Origin of the sequence: Amphritea opalescens (assembly GCF_003957515.1) — a bacterium.
GTDB classification, from domain to species: Bacteria; Pseudomonadota; Gammaproteobacteria; order Pseudomonadales; family Balneatricaceae; genus Amphritea; species Amphritea opalescens.
The window spans coordinates 203,172-225,596 of sequence record NZ_RQXW01000007.1 but is presented as its reverse complement, the minus strand read 5'-3'; the positions used below and the strand labels follow the sequence as shown (position 1 = coordinate 225,596).

The following is a 22,425-nucleotide window of genomic DNA, read 5'->3' as shown; positions in this document are numbered from 1 at the left end:
CTTATTTTTTCTCCGAATAAGGGTCAGCCGCATCCCGCAATGCATCACCGACAAACACAAACGCCATAATCAACACCACAAACACCAACACCGGGAAAAACTGCCAAATCATGTTTTGTTGTATATCGGGATCCTGCGCTTTCTGTAACAACACGCCCAAACTATTCACCGGTTCGGTAAGCCCTAACCCCAAAAAGCTAAGGCTGGTTTCCGCCAGAATCACGTAGGGAAAATTGATCAAGGTATCGACAATGATATAACTGGTGAAACTGGGAATCAGATGGCGCCAGATAATCCGCCAGGTGCTCGAACCACATAACTGTGCCGCCAACACATAATCCTGATTACGTTCGGTTAAGATATGGGTGCGTAAGCGTCGTCCCAAGGTGGCAAAATCCAGTGCGCCAATGACCACCGCAATCGCAAAGTAACGCTGCACGGGGGTCAGGTCGATCTGCGAAAGCGCCACCGCACAGGCGAGATAGATAGGAATGGGGGGAATCACCCGTACCGCTTCGGTGATACTCATCAAAATAGTGTCGACTCGACCACCGAAATAACCACTTACACCACCGACAAACAGTGAAGCGATCAACTTCACCACCAACGCCACAATCGCAATACTGATGGTCACCCAAATCGCATGCAGGGTACGGCTAAAGATATCCTTACCATCCTCATCGGTGCCCATCAGGTGGAGCTGTCCTTTATCAACCCCAAACAGGTGACGATCCCAACGGATATCCAAGTCCAAACCCCCAACACTTAAGTCGATCAGGCTGTACTCCCAACCCTGTACAAACAACTGTAGGTAGCGGCGCTCGGTTTTATCCACCGTGAATTTATTTTGACTCGATGAACTCAGCGCACCGCTGGAGGTTAACGCATCTAGTGCATCTAAACCGCCACCGGCGAGTGCTTTAAGATCAATTTTGCTGGTCGTTTTTTGGTAACTATAGCTAAAAGGCCGTAGCGAAAAGCCCTCTTTATCCCAAAAAAACACCACCTGAGGTTCGCCTCGACGATACTCGCCATCGGCACCGTTAATCGTCGGATCAACCGGCGAGAAGAATGGGGCAAAAAAACCCATCAACACCAAGGTCCCCAGTATCCAAGCGGCGACGATACCGGAGGTTTTCTGCTTGAATCTCGCCTTGATCAACGCTAACTGTCCGGCCGTATAATAAGACTCTTCATTTTGCTCTGGCTTCGCTTTACGCCCGAAGCGGGCTAATAGTGCATTCATCATCAGCTCCCTAACACACTCTTACGCACCCGTGGATCGATCGCGGCCAACACCACATCCGTGATGAAATTCATACTAATCACCACCAGCGCCACCAGAAATAGAATCCCCGCCGCTAGCTCCTGATCATTGGTCATCGACAACGCTTCAATCAACAGCGCCGCCGAATCGGTCAAGCCGATCACGACCGCAACGATCGGCAGATCATTAAACACCCGTTGAAAATCGAAGCCGATGGAGTTAAACAGAGGGCTGATTGAATGACGTACGGGGTAACCGGCCCACAGTGCTACACCATCAACCCCCCGAGCACGCGCAGCATCCACATAGAGTTTGCTCGACTCATCCACCACCAATGCCCGCACCGTCTGTAACTGCAGCGCCGTTGCCGACCAACCAATCACAAAGATCGGCAACCAGATGTGCCCCAAAAAGTCATACAGTTTTTCCATCTCAAACCCGTTAGGCCCAAACCAAGGCACACTGGCCCACTGATCGGAAAACAATCCGGTGGGCATCGGCTCACCGGCAAACACGTACAATAGAATAATGGTCAGCGCCAAGAGAAAGTTTGGCAGGGCCAACCCCAGATAGCTGATCACCCGCAACAATAGATCAAGCACTTTCTGCCCGCTAAGCATCACCGTACCGATCCACTGCTCTACTTGGCTATGTTGTGGATTTTTATCTTTCCAAGGTTTATTGATGGTAAAGGCAGAGAAAATACCAAATGGCACCGCAATCAGATAAGCAAACAGTAAGCCGGCCATACAGAACATAAAGCTCATCCAGAAACGGTCGCCCAACGCGAGATTCACCGATTGTCGCTTAGCGCAGCTAAAGCCGAGATCGCCACGCAGCGTCAGATTAGTCACCCAACGCCCCCAGCGTTCAGGCAATGATTTATCCAGCCCCATGCGTACCCGTTCGGCCTGAATATCCGCCTGCGTGATGGTTTCACCTTGAGTGTTTTTATAGGCGATATATTTTTCGGCACAATCTCCCGGCAATACCTCCATCAAAGAAAAGACGATGCCACTGACCAACAACAGAGTTGCCAAGGCCAACCAGTAACGGTTAAAAACATAATGGAAATACTGATTATCACGGCCCCGCCACCAGAGCAGGCCACCGATACTGAGAAGAATCCACAGCAACCAGGTATCCGAAAAGAATTGAATGATCACAAACAAGGCCCCAAACTTACATTAATGATGATGACTCTGAACGGAGTAACTGCGCCACAAGCCGCGCTAGCCAGCGTCCAATACAAAATGCGTTACCCGTTTATTAACCCAATCCCCAGTCCTGAGCATTGGGTTAATAAACGGTCATAAAGGATTAAAAAAGAGAGCAGTAACACTCCTCTCTTTTCGCTATCAACCGTGATTATTCAGTGAGATACCACTGCGTTGGCAGATAAGGGTACATCCGGTAAAACTCATACGAAGAGGTTTTAGGCACTTCAAAGTTTTCCAGCGACTGGCTACGATAGACCGGAGAAACCGCTTTCACCGTGCCGATGATAAATAGGTCATCCACCACTTTTTCAGCAATCGCTAGGCCCAACTGATCGGATGCTTCGCTACCCGCTTTGAGTGTCACAAAACGATCGGTCAGTTTCTTCATCTCAGCAACGGTCGCCGGTGGTGCAACGCCTTCCGCACCATTGGTATCCAGATACTGGCTCCAAAGCATACCGGTACGCAGGTCGAAGAAGCTGCCGTAAGGTGGCACCAGTGTTTCGACATTACTGGCAATATTGGCCAATGGACGGCCCATCACCCAGCTAAGCACACTTAGGTCGTTAGCGGTTTGAGAGTTACGATACTCATCCGAAGTCACCTCTTTAATGGTGGTTTTAACCCCCACATCACTCCAGCTTTTGGCAACAATTTCCACCACTTCAGAAGGCGTACCCTGAGCGGCATACTGAATATTCAGCTCAAACTTTTTACCGGAGGGTAGATCACGTAAACCATCGCCATTTTTATCCACAACACCGGCTTTATCGAGCAACTCACCCGCGAGTGTCTGATCAAACTGAATCCAGCTGTTTTTCAATTTCTCGGTGATAAAGGGGGTGGTATCCGCATCAAACGCGGTGTACTGAGTGGGTGTTCCTAAGCCAAAATAAGCGATCTCATTGATCTGATTACGATCCATCGCAACCGACATCGCCCGACGGAAGTTAACATCGTTAAACACCGCGCGTTTTTCCTCATCCTTATCGGTCAGGTTGAAGGCAAAAGTGGTCTGGGCAATGGTCGGACGCAGAGCGATCTCGTAATGGCCCTGCTCTTTATTTTCCAATAACACCGGTGCTTGCGGCAGGTTAACCGCCTGCGCCTTATAATCGACTTCACCGGAGATCAACTTAGCGGTCTGAATATCTTCATCACCGATATAGACTTCATTAATCTCATTGATATAGGGCAGCTGATGACCCGTTGTATCCACTTGGAAGAAGTAAGGATTGGCCACCAGATGACGTTTTTCCAATGTTTCTTCAACCACCAGATGTGACTCGAGGGTTGGCATAATCGCGGTGTAACCGGCTTTGACCAAGCGTTCACTGGCCGCTTTATCCTTCAACAGTGGCGTTGGGATATCTTTCCAATCAGACTGACCATAATAAAAGTTGATCAGCGCATAACCGTCATCAAAGCCCAACGATTGAGCCACCGTATCGGCATCTTTATTAAAGTCAGGGTGAAAGGTGGCTAATAGATGTTTTGGCAGGAAAGGCTGGGCATAATCCTGGGCAAAGTTATCCAAAAATCCCGGGGCGGGTTCGTTCATGATGAACTGCACCGTGGTGTCATTCAGCGCCTTTACCTGAACCGGTTTGCCCGCAGACAGAAAGCGATCCTTAGGCTTTTCGATCACATGGCTATTCATCAGGATATTGTTATACCAGAAGGCGATATCCGCAGCGGTAAAGGGCGCACCATCCGACCATTTATGGCCTTGACGCAGATTGACTTTCAATACGGTGTAATCCGCATTCCACTCCCAAGATTTAGCCACATTGGGTACCACCGTCGCTAAATCATCACTGAAGCGCACTAAGTTAACATGGCGTAGGGATAAGAAGTCCGACGTACCAGACTCGGTTGCTTTAGAGATGCCATCCAGAACACCACCGTACTGGCCAATACTCTGGTAAGGCGCAATCACCAAAGGCTCTTGCGGCAAACGCTGCGCTAAAGCTGGCAACTTAGGGTTACCAGCAATGCGGCTATTCAGCTGAGCCATCGATGGGTTTTCACTGAAACTTAATGTGCAGCCCTGCTTTAATTCAAATTCAGCTTTTTCAAACAGGTGTGGATAAAGCCCACCCGCTTCAGGTCCGACAATGGGCAGGCATGATGCCGCCATGACGTTACCTGCCATCAGTGCCGCAGCACCAGCAATAAAAAGTTTAGACATGGTTTAGCTCCGGTCGTATAAAAGATTGATCTTGGATTGAAGGGGTACCTGAGGATGCTGTTGCAACAACAGCGGTGAGGTCTGGGATGCTCCATTGCAGTACCGGCCAATGCTGCTGAGTAGCAACCGCCAGCAACGGGGCATCGGGATTAACCGCCACCGGATTTTCAACCTGTTCTAATAACGGCAGGTCATTAATCGAGTCACTATAGAAAAAAGCGCCATCGAGACTTTCTTGCTGCTCATTCAGCCACTGTTTAAGCCGCTTGACCTTGCCTTCACGAAAGGTCGCTATACCGCGAATATCACCGGTATAAAAATCAGCGTCAGTGGTGAGTTGAATCGCCAAAAAGTCGTTTATCCCTAACGCCTTGGCGATCGCTTTTACAATAAATTCCGAGGTGGCCGAGATGATCAACAGGCGAATACCCTGTTGTTGATAACTCGCTAACAGTTGCAGTGCTTCGGGGTAAAGACGCGGTCGGATATAACGCTCGACAAAGAGCGGCATCAGCGTATCGATATCACAGACCGGCAGATGCATTAGCGGTGTCAGCAAGAAACGGATGTAGTCGGACAGCACCAATGTCTGGGCGTGATACCGCACCATCATCTGAGCATCCTGTTGCAGAAAGAGCGTTGGCGCTAGGCCCTCATCCACCAAAAATTGGCAGAATAACGAACAGCTATCCCCCGCTAGCAGTGTCTCATCCAGATCAAAAATAGCGAGGCTCATGGGTTCAAGCTCCCGCTCTTAAGCAGGGAGTCAGCCACCGGCTTCCCATGGTCAGTAATGCCTAATAATTCACAAACAGTGCCACATAGCTCAAGCTGTCTAGGCTGAGCCTCGGCGCGATGAGCAAAGCGCTCACCGATCACATACAGAGGTACGTCCTGCTCTTCTGGGAGGGTACCGCCATGACTTTTATCCACATTCATACCGTGATCGGCCGTCACTAAAATCTGATAACCTTCGTTCATCCACCTTAATAAGTGTTCTGACAGATGAGCATCCGAATGACGTGCAGTATTACGGTAGTGAGCGCTATCAAAGCCAGCACGGTGACCGGCATCATCGATATTCATCGGATGTACCAGCAAAAAATCAGGATCATGATTCAACCGCAGCCATTCAGCATCCAAATAGAGGTGACTGTCCGGATAGGTATCCTGATGGTAGAAGATGCCGTGCTGAATCAGTTGCTCAGGATCTGCCGTAAAGCGATCCCGCACTTGATCATAAGGGCAGCGGTTATAGAGTTCGCTAAACCAGTGATAAGCGGCTGCAGCCGTGGTTAAGCCAGCCTCTCGAGCGAGGCTAAACACATTTGATAGATGGGAATTACGTATAATCTGGTTATGGACAATACCGCTTTGCGCGGGTGCTACACCGGTCATGATAGCCTCATACAGCGGCCGTGACATCGAAGGCAACTCAGACTTCACTTTATACAGCGTTGCTAACCCCTGTTCGGTCAGCCCCTGTAAAAAACCCATACACTGCTGTGCAGTCTCATAGGCAAGACCGTCTAACACCACCAGTATTACTTTTTTTGACATACCATCCTGCCAGCTGAAAATTTCAAATCATACTGAGCAGGTTACGTTCTTAATGTGACGACTAAGGGACAGATAAAAGGTATTTTTATGACAGCCCTATAGGAATAGCTTTAAGGCAAAGTTTTAGTTATGGCGATTAATGAAGAGCGGATTTCAGGGAGAGCGGTGCAGATAGCATTTAAGCTTATGCCATAGGTTGTGGATAACCTATCTTAACAACCGAGATATTGATATCTCAATATCCAGAAGGCTGTTCACCAGCTGGGTGACTAAATTTGAAAATCAAAAAGCATAAGCTATTGCAGCCTAATACCTTTGGGACACAAAAAAGCCCCCATCATCGCTGATGGAGGCTTTTTAAAAGCAGCTTAAATTAAGCAGCTTCTTTTTTAGCTGGAGCTTTAGCAGCAGGCTTCGCAACAGTGTCTTTAGCAGAAGTCAGGATAGCCTGAACTTCATCAAAGTAAGCTTTAGAGCTTTCTGCAGCGATTTTAGCTTCAGCTTGCATCTCTTCGATTTGCGCTTTAGCTTCTTCAGATTTAGCAGTAACAAAAGCAGTGAACGCTTCAACATCTTTGATTGAAGAGAATGCTTTAAAATCAGCTTGTGCTAGAGCCACTTGCTTTTCGATTGCAGCTTTCTGCAGCTCGAAAGCTTTAGTGAAAGTTGCAGTATTCAGTTCGATCAGCTTCTGGATAGGAGCGCCAAAAGCAGAGAAGTCAGCAGTAGGAAGAGTCTTGAACATGATGTGTACCCATCGATAAATGTAGTTGATGAAGTGATATTACAACTCGCCATGTTGCAGTGCAACAATTATATTTAAAGTAATTCTAATATAAACATTAAGCATCTAATTTATAAGGATAATTTTATAAAAATATTTTTGTGCGACCGCTAAAAAATAACAAACTTAGTTAGCAGTGCCTGCTTATCGAGCTTTACTGACGGGCTTCTCTTTCTAGCCTTAGCGAGTCCCTAGCTCGTTGCGCTCTTCACAATGCCACTTCATTCACAGCGTTATTATGATCATTGCTTAGCCATCGCCGATGAAAATAATCCAACAGCGACCTTAACCGTTCGTAATCGGGCAATGGTTAAATTTCGTACCTGTCAGAATTCGATTTTATCTAATCAGAATACTCGCGGTAAGGGTAATTCGACCGGTACGGAACCTATACGATGCGAATGACGACCACCTTTGGCATAAACCAAATCATAAGCCATGGTTTTGGCGTTTTCTTATTTGCCGCACTGGTACCGATGATGCAAGAATCGATCGCCATCAGCCACTGGTATCTGGCAACCATTGGCGCACTAACCCAGCTGTCTTATCTGGGTGGCGCGATGTTGCTTGGTCTGATTGGACACCGTATTGACTCTGGTCGGCTGTTGCTGATGACCGGCACTCTCACTAGCGTTTTATTGCTCACGATGGCGACGCTGGATGATCCTATCCTGATTCTACTGGTTTTGACGGGGCTGGCCGCTAGTGCCGCCATTAGCTGGGGAGCCATTGTCGAGCTCATTACTCGCTATGCACACCCCTCATTTTGCTCCACCTGCCTATCCAGTGCCTCAAGTGGAACCGCTTGGGGTTATGGTTTAAACGGATTACTCATCCTGTTAATCGTGCCTTTATTAAGCTGGCGCAGCGGCTGGTTGCTGGCGGGCATACTCGGCAGTGCAACCTTAGTGCTCACCTTTTTTCTCCTAGTACAGCTTAAACAGCGCCCCGTCGCACCGTCCAGCGACAGTCAGGCCGCCTTACCTGCACGGCAACTATTTCGACTTATCTTAAGAGAGCGGGCCGCTTTTTTCGCTTGCTTGATCTGTTTCATGGTTGGTTTTGCGACGATGCCGTTTTCGACCTGGCTCAACACCTATCTAGCGGAATTAATGTTACCTCCGGCGCTCGGCGGTTATACCTGGACCGTATCCGGTGTTACCTGCATGGCTGCTGGTTTTTTATCCGGTAAATTAGCCGATAGGAAAGGTCATGGGACAGCCTTGCTCATTATCTTTGGAGGGTTTGCCCTAGGGCAGCTGGCATTTATGTATGACCCAGCTACGTTTGCGATACTCGCCGGTTTTGGCTATGGCCTAATGTACTTCCCGATGTGGGGCGTGATTGCTGGTTGGGTCAACCAACACTACAGCTCTACCGCCACCATGCAGATCAACGGTATTGGTATGGTTACCTTTGGCTTAGGTGGTGCATTAGGCAATCTATTGGCGGGGCTAATTCAAGCTCGCAGTGGCAGTTTGGCGGGGGTCTATTGGATCATCACCGCAGATGCGCTGCTACTGGTCGCCATCGCCGCCTATATTTATCTAACAGAGCTACCGAAAATCCCATTAGCCGAGCAAAATGACTTTTCCCAAAGCCTTCCTGACTGAATAATGATGCTATTCACGTAAAAACATATATTTACAATAAGCATCATTATCAGCGAAAATAGCTTCAAATATAGATAATTTAACGATATTTCCATCTTTCAATCCGCCTGTCGACAGCCGGAAAACACTTAGATTTTCCGGCCTTGGACAACGCTTTCTCAACCGTTCTATCGAACCGATCTATCGAATCGTTCTAAACCCATAATCCGTATTAATCGACATTATTCAAACCGAGGCATCTGATATTTTAGCGCCCTCAATTTAACAGCTGAGTTTAACAGCTAAGCAGCTCTTTTTAGCACTCGAATGAGCCTCGATTTTCACCACTATTCAACCCCATTTATATCAACCATCAAGAACCTAAACTCAGGCCAAGAGAGCTATTACGGCGAACGCCCCCGACAATAAATCCATCCATAAATTCCATTTTTTTCAAAAAACGCCTTGTAAATCAAAACGACATACTTTTATAATGCGAATCATTCTCACTACCATTAATGTTTAGGTTACGCTTTGAACACTCCATCTGATAACAGTCCCGTAGAGCAAACCGTGCTCAGTAACCAAGTTCTCCCTGATACCTCGACTGAAACAAACCCTGCAACCACACAGGTCACTGACGGCGCGTCAAATAACTTAAACACAGCATTAAACAGCGTGTCTGGTGCTGAAACCAAAGCCGACATCAGCACGATTCAAACAAACAGCAGCGACATTCTAGACCAAACAATTAATCAAAATTTGGATCAAACCCTGAGCCCAGATCTGGCCAGCCACTACCTCGATCCGATCATTAAAATGATCGACGTTGGCGGCCCAGTGGTATGGATACTGATCGCCCTATCCGTGTTTTCTTTAAGCGTTATTATTCTCAAACTCTGGCAGTTTGCGGTAACAAAACCGGAAAGCACTGCGGATATTAACCTCAGTTTAGAAAAATGGCGCCGCCATGACCCCGCAGGTGCCGTCAAATCACTCCGTAGCGATCGACCTGTTTCAAAGATCATCGCTTATGCGATGCACGGTGTTACCGAACAGCAGGACCAAGCCCTCTTACAGGAAGAACTTTCTCGTCAAGCCAATCACCTGATCAACCAACTCAAAGCACTACTTCGTCCACTGGAAGTTATTGCCAGCTTAAGTCCGCTACTCGGCCTGATGGGAACCGTCCTAGGTATGATCGTTGCCTTCCAACAGATGGAAGCGGCGGGTAATAATGTTGACCCTTCAGTGCTATCCGGTGGTATCTGGCAAGCGCTACTCACTACCGCCGTTGGACTCGCCGTCGCCATTCCGGTGGCCACTGCCCACAGTATGCTAGAACGTAAGGTCGAACGTACCGCCATTCTGATCAATGACTATGTCACTCAAGTATTCACTTGTCCCCTATCTCAAACCAAGGTAACACTGGCCGTTAAGGAACATCAACGTGCTGCTTGAGGTAACCCCACGCACATCACAATCGATCAGCATAACGCCGCTGATCGACGTGGTATTTATCCTGCTGCTCTTCTTCATGCTGTCCTCTACTTTCAGCAAGACCAGACAGCTAGAACTTGAAGCATCAGCCCCGGGGACTCAAAGCAGCGATACCCCTAGCCATAACATCCGCTTACTTCCGGATAATAACGTCGAATTAGACGGTACGCTTTACGCTATCGACGCTGATACATTTGCTCAGCATCTGAATACCATGGCCGAGAATAAAGCGTCCGTTACACTCGCCGCCGTCTCAAGCGTTAGGGTGCAGAAGACCATTCGTCTGATCGATCGGCTGCGTTCGGTCGGCATTACCCAGCTCGATTTAAGCCCGTCGGTGAAACCATGAAGATCGTTACGATGCCGCGCCCCTCGCAGCGGAACAATCTCGATAACAGCATGATTCCGGCGATCAATATCGTTTTTCTGCTACTGATCTTCTTCATGTTAGCCGGTCATATTGAAGCGCAAGACGCACAGCTGCAGATCCCTGCTTCCAGCAGTGACGCTGAACTAAAAACCTCAGAAGTAGAGATCAGAATCTCAGCCTCGGGTGACTACACCATTAACGGTCAACCGGGCCATCAGGATCTGCAAACGATGATGGGCAGCCTGTCGCCAACCCCAGATACCGTCGTGATTTGTCATATTCATAGAGACCTGCCCTCCTCCGCACTCGACCCTGTCCTGCAAGCGGTACAGCAATGGGGTATTAAAACACTGCTGATTGCGACGGAGCAGCGTTAATGATCACCACACGTAAAGTGACCGTCAGCATCGTCGCGGCCATCGCCGTACACTTAGGCGCATTAATGATCTGGATGAAGCCACTGGACACCGAAGGCGCTATCGCTGAAGGACAGGATGGATTACAGGTGAGTGTTGGCCTAGCGGGTAGTTTCATGGAAACCAACCAACCCACAAAAGATCAACAAGAGGCGCCTGTCGAAGAAACGATGACGGAGGCCGAGCCAACTGAGCCAGAACCAGAACCAGAACCAGAACCAAAATCTAAACCCGAACCCAAACAGGAGCAACCTCAACCAAAAAGCGAAGTGCAACCCGTACCGCTGCCTAAACCAAAACCAAAACCCGTGCAGCCAGCAAAACCAGAGCCGAAGCCTGTGCCAAAAACAGAGCCGAAGCCGGAAACAAAACAAAAAACAAAACCTGAGACGGTGTCGACCCAGTCTGAAACAACCCCTGAGTCAGAACGGGAACCGACCCCCTCGCAATCCCAAACAAGAGCAACAGGTGTGGGCGAACGTGTCGAAACTGGCGGCAACCCAGCTGCTCGGCAGAGTTATCTGACCCGAGTAATGGCCAGAATCGCACGTTTCAAACGCTACCCCCGTAGTGCCCGAAAAGACGGCGTCACCGGAGTAGTTGTCGTGAAATTCATTATCAGGAAGAGCGGAAAAGTAGAATCATCCGAAATCATCAACAGTTCTGGTGACCCCCGCCTTGATCAGGAAGCGATTGATATGCTGGTGCGTTCCAGCCCCTTTGCATCGGTCCCTGATGAGTTAAGCAGCAGTCATTTAGAGCTAACTCTTCCCGTGGAATTTTCATTAAATCCAACCCGCAAATTGTTTTAAGGAACACCGATGAAGAACGTCACTATGAAGAATTCAGCGATAACCAATGATGGTATCGCGATCATGCCCTCGCAGTCGATACGCCGAAGTAGAACCTCAGGCTTTGCCCCTAGCACCCTGGCTCTGGCTATTTCGGGCGCTCTCATGGCGAACGTAGCAACCGCAGATGACAACAGTATTGCGTTGGATAAGCTCAAAATTGAAGAATCGGTGACACCCGACACTAACCCCTATGCGGTACCCGGTGCACCTTATCTGGCGGAACGGGTATCCGACCCTCGCCGAACCCGCTCTTTGGCTGAAACACCACAAACCATTACCGTCTTGACCGCGTCTGAGATTACAGATTCTGGCCGGACCGATCTACGGGATATTCTTGATGGCCAACCGGGTATTACCCTAGGTACCGGTGAAAATGGTAACGCCTTCGGTGATCGCTATATTATCCGTGGACATGAAGCACGTAGTGATATCTTCGTCGATGGTTTGAGTGACCCCGGCATGACCACCCGTGAAAGTTTCGCCGTAGAACAGATCGAGATCAGTAAAGGACCGAGTTCCACCTTTGCAGGTCGTGGCACCACCGGTGGCGCCGTCAACTCCGCCACCAAACGTGCCAGCACCGAATATGATTTCACTAAACTGTCTGCCGGCGTTGGGACTGACAACTATCATCGAGTCACCATCGACACCAACCAGGTGATTAACTACGACACCGCTTTCCGTGCCAACATCCTGCATGCAGAAGAGGATGTGCCTGACCGTGATCCGGCCGACAGAGAGCGTATCGGTGCGGCACTGTCGTTAACCCACCAAGCGACCGACAAATTAGAGATCACCGCCGATTACTATCACTTTGAAGGAACCGATAGCCCAGACTTGGGCACCTATATCGACCGTGATACTGGTAAGGTTGTAAAAGATACTCCCGCCTATGTACAGGATGAAGACTTCCTCGAATCAACGGTTGATACCTTTACCGTACGGATGGGTTATGAGGTCGCGCCTAAAACCCGTATCGTTAACCTGACCCGTTATGGCACCACCGATAATGGTTATGTCACCACCGGTGCCAGCGGCACAATAGGTTATCCGACAGATGCCGATGCCACTGCTAAAACCAATGGTTACTCATCTGTTAGTTTAAACAACCACCAAGGCTGGCAAGAGGTTGAATACTTTGCCAACCAATTAAACTTGCTTACCACGCAAGAGATTGGCGGCTTAGACCATGAACTGGTAATCGGTGCCGAATACAGCAACCAAAGCGTCCTCAACGGGGTTTATAACACCACTTCCACCGGTGCGACCAACTGTTCAACTATCGGCAAGGGCGGTGGTGTCGGCGGTGGATACTGCCTAATCGATGCGAGTGGCAACAGCGTGGGTGACATTAATAACCTGATGCAACGGGATATCAGTAAAGGGGATTCGGATTCCGATTGGAATGTTGAAACCATCTCCCTATCATTAATGGATACCGTTGACCTGACGGATAAATGGACCGTTTTTGGTGGTATTCGCCACGATTACTACGACTATAGCAACACTGCCAACTTCGATTTTGGCGATGGTAACGGAAAAGTACCGTACGAGTTCAAAGACGATGGTGGTTACTGGAACGGGCATATCGGCGCTAGCTATGATATTACCCCTCGGGCGAATGTCTATCTCAGCTATTCCACGGCAACCAACCTAAACGGCGGTGAATCCGATGTGGGTACCAGCTGTGGTTATGGCGGTGTCTGTGTTGATGACAGCGACCCGTCGTTAGGTGATCCAGAACGTACCGAAAGCTGGGAACTGGGTACTAAATGGCGTCTACAGGATGATCGTTTGCTCGCCACCGCAGCACTGTTCCAGATCACCAAGCATGATGTTATAGAAGGCTCGGTCGATGATTCATACAGTACCGAAGGCAGCCTAAACACAGGTAAAAACCGGGTTGAAGGTGTTGAACTAGGACTGGCCGGTAACTTGACTGATCGCTTAAGCGTACAAGCGGGCCTTGCCATCATGAATGCTGAGGTACTGGAGTCAGTCACAGCATCTAACGAAGGTAAAACCTTGTCTAACTTCGCCGATAAATCGGCGTCGCTGCAGCTGCGATATCAAGCAACACCGGCCTTTGCTTTCGGTGGTACCGCCACTTACGAAAGTGCCCGCTATGTTGGCCAGCCTGATACCGCTGCCGATGAAGACTTAGGCATCCCTTCCTACACTGTGTACGATGCCTTTGCTACTTATCAGGTCAATCGTGATCTTAAGTTCCGTGCTAACATTAACAACCTGTTTAACAAAGATTATTATCTGGCCGCCTATCGTTCAGGTTCATTTGTTTACATCGGTGACAAACGTAGTGCACAACTGACTATGGAGTACAGTTTCTAAAGCAGTCACGGACATCCGTCACAGGGCGGCTTCGGCTGCCCTGATTTGCGTTTAGAAATCCCATTAAAGCCATGAATAAGTCCAACAAAAATCGAGCACCACTGGATTATATTCCACCGGATATCGCCTGCGCAGCGGACTATGAAGCCTTAGCTCAGGCCTTTATTCCGGCCGATATTCTCGCCTATATTGCCGGTGGTAGTGGTCACGATATCACCCAGCGGAGTAACCAAGCCGCGTTTCAACACTGGGCTATGACACCCCGTATTCTGGCGGATCTTAAAGACGCGAATACCGCACTACAACTGTTGGGACAGCGCTTCCAACACCCTATTTTTATGGCACCGGTGGCTTATCAATCACTGGTGCACCCCCAGGGCGAGCTCGATACCGCCCGAGCCGCTGAAGCCACCGATAGCTGCATGCTAACTAGCACCCTATCATCCGTCACCTTGGAGCAGATCGCTACACGCGCCGATCCCGCACGCTGGTTTCAACTCTATTTTCAAACCCGCCCAGAGGACACTTCGGCCCTCGTTCATCGCGCCATCGCCGCCGGTTATCAGGCCATTGTTGTCACCCTCGATGCTGCCGTACAGGCGCCGGGCATTCGGGCCATCCGCGCGGGTTTTCAACTACCCGACTCGGTTAAAGCAGCCAACCTTATTCACCAGCACCCTGACGTGCCCATCCCCCGCAACGGTCAAAGTGCTATTTTCAACCATTACCGGCAGCACGCCCCCTCTTTGCAGCAGTTACAACAACTGATCAGCGAAAGTCAGGTGCCGGTCATCATCAAAGGGGTGATGCACCCCGAGGATGCCCAACAACTCAAAGCGTTAGGCGCGGCGGGCATTATTGTCTCTAATCACGGCGGACGCTCCCTCGATGGCGCCCCTGCCAGTCTGTCAGTCTTAGCGGATATTCGTCAGGCTATCGGGGATGATTTCCCGCTGCTGTTTGATAGCGGTATCCGCAGTGGCAGTGATGTTTTCAAGGCGATCGCCCTAGGTGCCGATGCGGTGCTGATTGGCCGCCTGCAGCTCTATAGCCTCAGTGTGGCAGGCGCATTAGGCGTGGCCCATATGATCAAATTGCTGCGCGAAGAGCTGGAGCTGTGCATGGCCATGACGGGCTGCGCATCGCTGGCAGCGATTAGAGCAACCGCACTACAGCCAACGTTATCAGGATACTAAGATGCTTATCACTCTGCCCGAGGTGTTAACCCCCGACGAAGTCCGACAGTTCCGCCAACATTTAGACCAAGCGGATTGGCAGGACGGCGTCAACACCGCCGGTTCCATTGCCCGCAACGTCAAGCAGAATCAGCAACTCGACGATACTCAGGAACCGGCTATTAGCCTCGGCAACCATATCCTTAGGACGTTATCCCGTACCCCCGCCTTTATCTCAGCGGCGCTGCCGGATCGTATCTATCCACCTAAATTTAACCGTTACGCTGAACGGGAAACCTATGGTGCGCATATCGATGGCTCGCTGATGCAGATACCCGGTACGAACCTGACCCTACGCACCGACCTCTCCGCCACCTTGTTTCTCGCTGCCCCCGATGAATATGATGGCGGTGAGCTCTGCATCGAAACCCAGTACGGCACACAAACGATCAAGTTAGCCGCCGGTGATATGGTGCTTTATCCATCCACCAGCTTGCACTCGGTGTCACCGGTAACCCGTGGGGCGCGGGTGGCTTCCTTTTTCTGGATACAGAGTATGGTGCGGGATAGCCAGCAACGGGAAATGTTGTTTGATCTGGACAGCTCAGTACAAAAACTCACCACCGAACTGGGCGCTTCCCATCCTGAAGTCGTCAATTTAAGCGGCATCTACCACAATTTGCTGCGTCAGTGGGCAACCCCTTCCTGATCTCTATTCGTTTGATAGGTAAACATATGAAATTTTTAACCCGTACTCTTAGCATACTATTAGCAACCCTCTGCGCTCCTCTTCAAGCAGCCCCAGAGCTCATGGTTTACTCAACCAAAAATGCCACCTACTTAGCCCCATTATTGGATCGTTACTCCGCAGAAACCGGAACACCGGTGGGTTATTTAGTGGCACCCGCTACCGAGCTGATTACCCGATTAGAGGCGGAAGGGGAACAAACCAAAGCGGACCTACTACTCACCACCGGCGCTACCTCATTATGGCTAGCCAGCCAGAAAGGTCTAACCGCCGCGGTCGATTCAAGTGTCTTAAGCGATAACATCCCGGCCCACCTTCGCTCACCCGATAATCACTGGTTCGGCTTCTCTAAGCGGGCACAAACCCTGATTTACAACAGTGCAACATTGGATAAGGATGAATTGAAGGGCTTTAGCGATCTAGCCGATCCGAAATGGGATGGTAGCCTCTGCCTACGCACCTCACAGCAAGCCTATACCCAATCCTTGGTCGCGATGATGATTGATCGAGATGGCGAACAGAAAACCCTATCCACGCTGAAGGGTTGGGTGCACAATCTATCGGTACGGCCGTTCGCGGAAGATGCACAGATATTCCCCGCGTTGGAGCAAAACATCTGCGATGTCAGTATCGTCAATGCCTACTATTTTTCCCGCTATCAGTATGAAAACCCCGAAACCCCACTGAAGTTATTTTGGGCTGACCAAGATAGCAGTGGTGTCCATGTGGATATCACCGGCGCGGCCGTCACCGCCCATGCCCCCAATAAAGCCGGCGCCACCGATCTGCTTGAGTGGTTAACCCGTAAAGAAACCCAAGCCCAATATGCCAAGTTGAGTCTGGAATATCCGGTCAATCCAAAAGTTTATCCGGCCCGCATCGTCGGCCGTCACGGCAAGTTTAATGAGGATCAACACAATATCTCAGCCAGCGGTCGCTACCGTGATCTGGCGGTCGCCCTATTAAAACAAGCGGGCTATCGTTAAAGCAGCAATATAAAGAGGGCTGGCGTTAGAAGCGCTAAAAAAGATCGATCTGGGGAGCGTGTAACGCTTCGAAACTATCATCAAGAAACATCAAAATACTATCGGCCACCGGTGCGAGCTGCCGGTCAAGATAGTGTTGGTAGTCGATCGGCGAGGTTGCAAACAGCAACGGCTCTGGCCCATTCACGGTGATCAGATATTCGATAAACATCCCGGCTGAAAACACCCGGGTTTTACCTTCTCGACTAAACTGCTGCCGTGCTTTTAGCGCCGCCTGCACATGGGGCGGCTTATTTTTACTATAGTCATCCAATGGCCGACGTAAGCGTTTACGATAGACCAGTTCAGCATCTAACTGCCCCGCTTTCATCTGCGCCACGATCTGTTTCAAATAATCCACATAGGGCGCATCACTGAAGATCAGCCGGTAGAGTTCTCGCTGAACCTGCCGCGCCAACGGCGTCCAATCAGAACGCACCGATTCCAGCCCTTTGAAGATAAGCTCCTCTTGCCCATCGGCAAAATGACGAATACCCGCGTAACGTTTTTTAGTACCTTTTTCTGAGTGGCGCATGGTCGGCATCAAGAAACGACGGTAGTGGGTTTCATATTCCAATTCCAGGTGACAGGGTAAACCGAAGCGCTGTTGCACCTCATCCTGCCACCACTGATTGAGAAACTGTTCTAGCTTACGCCCCTCTGCGGGCGCATCCGCTTGAGGGAACTCATCACCAAGCCAAACAAACACCGAATCGGTATCCCCATAGATCACCTGATAGCCAAACTGTTCCTCAATCTTCTCTTTAGTACGGGTAAGAATTTCATGGCCTCGCAACGTAATTGAGCCCGATAATCGTTGATCAAAAAAGCGGCAAACGTCTGAGCCCAACACCCCGTAAAAGCTGTTCATGATGATCTTTATCGCTTGAGACAGCGGTGCGTTCTTCTCCGCTTTCGCCCGATCCCTCGCCTGCCATAGTCGCTCGATAATCTCAGGCAGAATCGCCCGTTGCCGACTAAAAATAGCATGGTTAAAGCCCGGCACCAGATCATCGGCGGAACATTCAGTACCGGTACCCTCTGCTAAGGCATAAGGGTCCACCATAAAGGTGCGGATAATACTCGGATACAGGCTTTTGAAATCCAGCACCAACACCTGATGGTATAAACCTGGGCGGGACTCCATCACATAGCCGCCCGGCGCACCCATCTGGGATTCGCCGGAAGCGTACACTGGGGCAACATAGCCTTGCCGGTGTAATCGGGGCAGATATTGATTATCAAACGAAGCCGCCGAGCCGCCCACCTTATCCAGCGGTAAACCGGTCAAACGACTGCGTTCCACTAGATAATGAAGTAACTGGGCTTTTTCAAAGATATCCCACACCAGCTTACAATCTTCTAGATTATATTCCGCCAGCCGATGGGGGGCTGTCCGATAGACCTGCTGAATCTCCTCACCGCGGTTCAGCCCCTCATCCATCTGATGGCCTAACAGCTTGCCGCGATCCAACATCTGATGAGAGACATACTCCAGCGAAAAACTTTCAAACTGATAGGTGGCGCCTTTAAGGGTATCGATACCATCCAATACCACGCGACCGGCTATTCGGCAGAACCATTTACCATTGGCCGACTGAATCACCTGAATACGGCTACCATCACGGCCTAGATTCAGTGGCACTTGCAACCGTTTAGCGCGCTCCTGTAAGACGCGAAAATCAAACCCGACCACATTCCAACCGATAAAGATGTCCGGATTACAACGTTCAACCTCACGCACAAACGCCTGTAACAGCGCCCGTTCGTCATTGACGTACTCGAGCCAGGGCTCATTTACGCCCTCGCCAACGATCAATACCTTGCTCAGTTCATCGGAATAGAGACCGATCGAGAATATTCGGTCTGCACGCATGGTCGTTTCAATATCCACCGACAACATGCTGAGTGGCGCTTCATAGGTAATAGGCTGCAACTGGGCCGACTGTTGGCTAAAGCGCACCCGAGCGCTGTCCTGAATAAAGCGTTCCATCAGGAAGCGATCAACAGGGCGAATATCCTCTTCGATCATCGGAATGGCATAGGTTTGTAACAGATCGATTAACTGCCTATAAATGGCTAACGATTGGCTGTATAAACCGTAGACCGGACGTTGTTGAAGGTCTTTCAACGGTAGTGATTGCAATCGCCAGCCGGCTGACGCCGACGATTCAGCGCCCGACTTAAGCGGCTTTTTTAAGGCGGGGATAACTTTCGCTTCGAGCAGCGATTTAATCCGTGGGACATCCTCTTCAAGGACAAAAAACACCGCTTCCTGCGCCGTCACCGAAACCGGAAAAGCCTCAGTGGACTTAAGCCAAAACTGAAAGCAGATGCCTGTTGGTGTATCGAATTGCTGCCGAGTCAGCACAAAACCACTGGCTTCGGAGCATTGATCCGCCTGATTCGGCGAATGAACAGGCACTTCAACCAAAGGGAGCTATAACCTCCATATCGGGAAAATAGTGCTTCACTGCTGCTTCTGCTTCGGCAGTAAACAACAGTTTAAGATTAGGACCGGCATCCATGGTGAAATATACCTCGACCCCTTCAGCACGCGCCTGCCAGATGCGGTGCATGGCGGCAACAGAACCGGGCTGCCAATACAGCAGCGGTGGCCAAGCAGCGATCATAGTGGCATGCATCGACAGCGCATTCTGTTCGGCGGTTTCACCTAGCTGGGTGAAGTTTTTGTCGGCAATCGCTTGATGTAAACGTTCGAGATCCGCTGCTGCCTGTAATGGCCAGCTCTGATAGAGATGCGCGGTTTCCACTGTCCGATTCATCCCCGAACGGGAGTCGACCGCTTTTTCCGCCACGCTTACCTTCACCAAGCCGATCCGCAGCGCGTCCCAGTGACTATCGAGCGGCAAGGCAATACTATCCATGCCATCTTCCCGCACCCCCATCTGCCATTCAACAAAACCGGTATAGAGGGAACGGCTCGCGCTACCACTGCCCATTCGTGCAAAGGCTGACAAGCATTGGGGATCAAGCTTAAGACCATAAAAACCGTCGATAGCGAGCATCAAGGCCGCAAAACCCGACGCAGAGGAGGCTAACCCCGCGGCGGTAGGGATATTATTGTCGGTCTCGACTTTAACAGGACTACCCTGTGGGCCACGAAACAGATCGATAAAGGCGATCACTTTACGGGCAAACTTATCCTGCGCCGCCACCTTTTCCCCATTGAGCCAAACCGCATCTTCATCGCTAACGGAGAGACGGGTCTGGGTGCCCAAATGCGCGAGCGAAATAGATAAACTACTGTTGATCGGCAGGTTCAGCTCAACATCCCGTTTACCCCAATATTTACACAGGGCGATGTTGCTCGGTGCAAATACCGGCGCGATGGTCTCACCCACTGGCGTCACCCTCTCAGGTAGGTATTGAGCAATCACGCTACCTTTTGTCATACGTTCAGACATACTCAATGGTTATTCCCTCCGAAGATACCGTCACCGGTATGTGTTCATACGCCAATAGTTCACGGCTTGGATTCCCAAGCGCCAGCACACAGTCACCTAAGCCTGAGCCTGAAATCTTCGCCCCCAAAACGTCAGGATCGCTACGCAATGTATAGATCATCTCAGACAACTGGGCATCATTAACCCCCAACGCATCCATCAATCCCTGATAGATATTCATCAGCCGACCAAGCTGCGGCCAATCCGAGTTATCCACAGCCTGCTCGGCCTGCTCACAGGTCTGCCCCATCAACTGGTATAACCCCGCATAGAGTTCCGGTGATTGTGCCGCAAAACCCTCGACGCGCTTGAGCACATCGAGGGTTTTCATCTTATAGCCTACATAATACAAACTAATCGTCGGCAGTCCTTGGAGTCGCCGAATCTGTGGTGGCATCTCAGCGGAAGCGACGGTATATCCCACTACACCACCATAAACGGCTGCCACTAAATCGGTGCCTGAACCCCGACCATCCTGTACCTGATGCACTACCGCTAAAGCTTCATCGAACAGTATAGACGGATCATGCCCATCTACAGCCGTCTTGCCGATATACGCCTGCAACGCCGAGACCACCGCTGCGGTCACGGCCGCAGAAGAACCTAGGCCAACCGTATGGGAAAATTCAGAGCGTATCTGCAGGTCAAAACCATGGGACAGCTGTGCTAGTTGTCGCTCAATCGCTGCCAGCACAAAGCTCAAAGCGGGTTCGGGGGTAAGGTTATCGAGGCTAGCACTGTATTGCGCCAGAGCCGAATCAATATAAACCAGCCGATCGAGGCGAGGCGTTAGTATCACGCTGATACGCTTATCCACCGCACAAGCTAATGCCCGCTGACCAAACAGCACGGCATGCTCGCCCATCAACATTAAACTACCGGGGGCGGTCACCTTAATCTTCAAGCCGAGCTCCTTGTTTATCTTCTTCTATCGCCATATAGCGGTAACCCGCTTGCTGACACACACCCGCCAGATCAATATCAGGCAGATAGGCGATTAAAGCACCGCCGCTATCGCCCGATACTGCACCCGCACCGCTCACTTTAGCGGCACCACCGAGGTTTTCTAACTGTTGAATAAAATGCTGCACGGGCCGTGGCACCACACCGATATCACTGAGTAAACGGTGATTCGCCTGTATCAACTGGCGTGGATCAGTCCCCGCCACAATCGTCGCCCGTAGCTGTTCTGTTAGTGCGGAAAAATCCTGCCAGATCCCGGTATCACCCCAGTGTCGTCGGACATTATCCACACATTCACCGGTCCCCACCGCTGGCGCGCCGGTATGAATATAATACCAATGATCACCCAACTGTACGGGTAACTGAGCGACCTGCCCCGCTTCAACCTGCACCATCCCCCCATAGCTGACGGTGGCGGCATCAATCAATCCTCCCCGACCATGACACAGGCGCTCGCAATAGCGAACCCGCTGAAACATATCGTAGGTATTCAAAGGGGTAGCAAAGAGATGTTGTGCCAAACGGGTCACCGCAGCACTCAGGGCAGCAGAGGAGCCCATACCCGAGCCCAGTGGTAACTCCGAATGAATTTCCAGCGCGAGGCCGGTATCGGGGTCCGTCTCAGGTAAACACTGAGCCAGTGCGTATAAGGCTAATTGGTGTGGGGCTTCGAGGATATCGCCAGCGCCGATAAGGCCCTGCTCAAACTGCTGAAAACGCTGGTTTAGATGGTCATTCAGATAACGTAGATCAGACCAGCTAAGTTGCACCTGCCAATTAAACTCAGGCAATCGCAGGGTCAGATCATGGGTTGAGGTAAATGTGCTGTGACAACGGATATAGCGGTTCACCGCCAAAGCGATCGCCGGTGCCCCGTAGACGGCTGAATGTTCTCCACTGAGAATCAGTTTACCGGGGGCACAAGCCTTCATCAAAGAAGTTCC

At 50.4% G+C, this 22,425-nt stretch carries 19 protein-coding genes; 9 read left to right on the top strand and 10 right to left on the bottom strand.

All coding sequences use genetic code 11. From position 1 onward, the window contains the following. Window position 1: 1 nt before the first annotated feature. The 6 genes from EH243_RS10130 to EH243_RS10105 all read right to left on the bottom strand — a co-directional run bounded on the left by EH243_RS10130 (window position 2) and on the right by EH243_RS10105 (window position 6,983). On the bottom strand, window positions 2–1,246 hold the full coding sequence (locus EH243_RS10130; protein WP_241235049.1) for an ABC transporter permease: 1,245 nt from the start codon (window positions 1,244–1,246) through the stop codon (window positions 2–4). A 2-nt stretch (window positions 1,247–1,248) separates the two neighbouring features. Beyond that, complete coding sequence (locus EH243_RS10125) at window positions 1,249–2,433, bottom strand: ABC transporter permease (protein WP_241235048.1); 1,185 nt, start codon at window positions 2,431–2,433, stop codon at window positions 1,249–1,251. Between the two features lie 202 nt (window positions 2,434–2,635). Further along, a complete protein-coding gene (locus EH243_RS10120) occupies window positions 2,636–4,678 on the bottom strand; it encodes an ABC transporter substrate-binding protein (RefSeq protein ID WP_126158532.1) in 2,043 nt (680 codons plus the stop codon). Continuing rightward, window positions 4,671–5,414 carry an HAD family hydrolase gene (locus EH243_RS10115; protein ID WP_126158531.1) on the bottom strand — a complete coding sequence of 248 codons (744 nt, stop codon included), beginning with the start codon at window positions 5,412–5,414 and terminating at the stop codon, window positions 4,671–4,673. Before EH243_RS10115 ends, EH243_RS10120 begins: the two co-directional genes overlap by 8 nt. Continuing rightward, window positions 5,411–6,238, bottom strand: a complete 828-nt coding sequence (locus EH243_RS10110) for an alkaline phosphatase family protein (protein WP_126158530.1) — start codon at window positions 6,236–6,238, stop codon at window positions 5,411–5,413. Before EH243_RS10110 ends, EH243_RS10115 begins: the two co-directional genes overlap by 4 nt. Window positions 6,239–6,611: 373 nt before the next feature. Beyond that, on the bottom strand, window positions 6,612–6,983 hold the full coding sequence (locus EH243_RS10105; RefSeq protein WP_126158529.1) for a phasin family protein: 372 nt from the start codon (window positions 6,981–6,983) through the stop codon (window positions 6,612–6,614). Between the two features lie 434 nt (window positions 6,984–7,417). On the opposite strand from EH243_RS10105, the gene EH243_RS10100 reads away from it, so the two are divergent. The 9 genes from EH243_RS10100 to EH243_RS10055 all read left to right on the top strand — a co-directional run bounded on the left by EH243_RS10100 (window position 7,418) and on the right by EH243_RS10055 (window position 17,012). Beyond that, on the top strand, window positions 7,418–8,635 hold the full coding sequence (locus EH243_RS10100; protein ID WP_126158528.1) for an MFS transporter: 1,218 nt from the start codon (window positions 7,418–7,420) through the stop codon (window positions 8,633–8,635). A 513-nt stretch (window positions 8,636–9,148) separates the two neighbouring features. Next, window positions 9,149–10,075 (top strand): MotA/TolQ/ExbB proton channel family protein, encoded by a 927-nt coding sequence (locus tag EH243_RS10095; protein ID WP_241235047.1) that lies wholly within the window; start codon window positions 9,149–9,151, stop codon window positions 10,073–10,075. Next, on the top strand, window positions 10,065–10,463 hold the full coding sequence (locus EH243_RS10090) for an ExbD/TolR family protein (RefSeq protein WP_164549090.1): 399 nt from the start codon (window positions 10,065–10,067) through the stop codon (window positions 10,461–10,463). Before EH243_RS10095 ends, EH243_RS10090 begins: the two co-directional genes overlap by 11 nt. Continuing rightward, on the top strand, window positions 10,460–10,861 hold the full coding sequence (locus EH243_RS10085) for an ExbD/TolR family protein (protein ID WP_126158526.1): 402 nt from the start codon (window positions 10,460–10,462) through the stop codon (window positions 10,859–10,861). The genes EH243_RS10090 and EH243_RS10085 overlap by 4 nt, the downstream gene beginning before the upstream one ends. Continuing rightward, window positions 10,861–11,712 (top strand): energy transducer TonB, encoded by an 852-nt coding sequence (locus EH243_RS18540; protein ID WP_164549089.1) that lies wholly within the window; start codon window positions 10,861–10,863, stop codon window positions 11,710–11,712. The genes EH243_RS10085 and EH243_RS18540 overlap by 1 nt, the downstream gene beginning before the upstream one ends. A 9-nt stretch (window positions 11,713–11,721) precedes the next feature. Next, window positions 11,722–14,103, top strand: coding sequence for a TonB-dependent receptor (locus EH243_RS10070; protein WP_126158524.1), 2,382 nt, complete (start codon window positions 11,722–11,724; stop codon window positions 14,101–14,103). 71 nt (window positions 14,104–14,174) lie between these two features. After that, complete coding sequence (locus EH243_RS10065) at window positions 14,175–15,299, top strand: alpha-hydroxy acid oxidase (RefSeq protein WP_126158523.1); 1,125 nt, start codon at window positions 14,175–14,177, stop codon at window positions 15,297–15,299. A 1-nt stretch (window position 15,300) separates the two neighbouring features. Next, the gene (locus tag EH243_RS10060) at window positions 15,301–15,987 is read left to right on the top strand and encodes a Fe2+-dependent dioxygenase (RefSeq protein WP_126158522.1); all 687 of its coding nucleotides are present in this window, start codon (window positions 15,301–15,303) and stop codon (window positions 15,985–15,987) included. Window positions 15,988–16,013: 26 nt separating this feature from the next. Beyond that, window positions 16,014–17,012: an extracellular solute-binding protein gene (locus EH243_RS10055; protein WP_126158521.1), complete on the top strand. Its 999-nt coding sequence runs from the start codon at window positions 16,014–16,016 to the stop codon at window positions 17,010–17,012. 34 nt (window positions 17,013–17,046) lie between these two features. Here EH243_RS10055 and EH243_RS10050 read toward each other — a convergent pair whose 3' ends face one another. The 4 genes from EH243_RS10050 to EH243_RS10035 are packed head-to-tail and all read right to left on the bottom strand — an operon-like array spanning window position 17,047 to window position 22,413. After that, window positions 17,047–19,476: a DNA polymerase II gene (locus tag EH243_RS10050; protein WP_126158557.1), complete on the bottom strand. Its 2,430-nt coding sequence runs from the start codon at window positions 19,474–19,476 to the stop codon at window positions 17,047–17,049. A 1-nt stretch (window position 19,477) separates the two neighbouring features. Continuing rightward, complete coding sequence (mvaD, locus tag EH243_RS10045; protein ID WP_126158520.1) at window positions 19,478–20,479, bottom strand: diphosphomevalonate decarboxylase; 1,002 nt, start codon at window positions 20,477–20,479, stop codon at window positions 19,478–19,480. Next, complete coding sequence (locus tag EH243_RS10040) at window positions 20,472–21,422, bottom strand: mevalonate kinase family protein (protein ID WP_126158519.1); 951 nt, start codon at window positions 21,420–21,422, stop codon at window positions 20,472–20,474. Before EH243_RS10040 ends, mvaD begins: the two co-directional genes overlap by 8 nt. Continuing rightward, on the bottom strand, window positions 21,412–22,413 hold the full coding sequence (locus EH243_RS10035; protein ID WP_126158518.1) for a mevalonate kinase family protein: 1,002 nt from the start codon (window positions 22,411–22,413) through the stop codon (window positions 21,412–21,414). Before EH243_RS10035 ends, EH243_RS10040 begins: the two co-directional genes overlap by 11 nt. Window positions 22,414–22,425: the final 12 nt, after the last annotated feature.

What these genes read in the sequence shown, in the direction of transcription:
- EH243_RS10130 (WP_241235049.1), bottom strand. Translation starts at nt 1,246, where the DNA reads ATGAATGCACTATTAGCCCGCTTCGGGCGTAAAGCGAAGCCAGAGCAA.
- EH243_RS10120 (WP_126158532.1), bottom strand. Translation starts at nt 4,678, where the DNA reads ATGTCTAAACTTTTTATTGCTGGTGCTGCGGCACTGATGGCAGGTAAC.
- EH243_RS10115 (WP_126158531.1), bottom strand. Translation starts at nt 5,414, where the DNA reads ATGAGCCTCGCTATTTTTGATCTGGATGAGACACTGCTAGCGGGGGAT.
- EH243_RS10110 (WP_126158530.1), bottom strand. Translation starts at nt 6,238, where the DNA reads ATGTCAAAAAAAGTAATACTGGTGGTGTTAGACGGTCTTGCCTATGAG.
- EH243_RS10105 (WP_126158529.1), bottom strand. Translation starts at nt 6,983, where the DNA reads ATGTTCAAGACTCTTCCTACTGCTGACTTCTCTGCTTTTGGCGCTCCT.
- EH243_RS10100 (WP_126158528.1), top strand. Translation starts at nt 7,418, where the DNA reads ATGCGAATGACGACCACCTTTGGCATAAACCAAATCATAAGCCATGGT.
- EH243_RS10085 (WP_126158526.1), top strand. Translation starts at nt 10,460, where the DNA reads ATGAAGATCGTTACGATGCCGCGCCCCTCGCAGCGGAACAATCTCGAT.
- EH243_RS18540 (WP_164549089.1), top strand. Translation starts at nt 10,861, where the DNA reads ATGATCACCACACGTAAAGTGACCGTCAGCATCGTCGCGGCCATCGCC.
- EH243_RS10070 (WP_126158524.1), top strand. Translation starts at nt 11,722, where the DNA reads ATGAAGAACGTCACTATGAAGAATTCAGCGATAACCAATGATGGTATC.
- EH243_RS10065 (WP_126158523.1), top strand. Translation starts at nt 14,175, where the DNA reads ATGAATAAGTCCAACAAAAATCGAGCACCACTGGATTATATTCCACCG.
- EH243_RS10060 (WP_126158522.1), top strand. Translation starts at nt 15,301, where the DNA reads ATGCTTATCACTCTGCCCGAGGTGTTAACCCCCGACGAAGTCCGACAG.
- EH243_RS10055 (WP_126158521.1), top strand. Translation starts at nt 16,014, where the DNA reads ATGAAATTTTTAACCCGTACTCTTAGCATACTATTAGCAACCCTCTGC.
- mvaD (WP_126158520.1), bottom strand. Translation starts at nt 20,479, where the DNA reads ATGTCTGAACGTATGACAAAAGGTAGCGTGATTGCTCAATACCTACCT.
- EH243_RS10035 (WP_126158518.1), bottom strand. Translation starts at nt 22,413, where the DNA reads ATGAAGGCTTGTGCCCCCGGTAAACTGATTCTCAGTGGAGAACATTCA.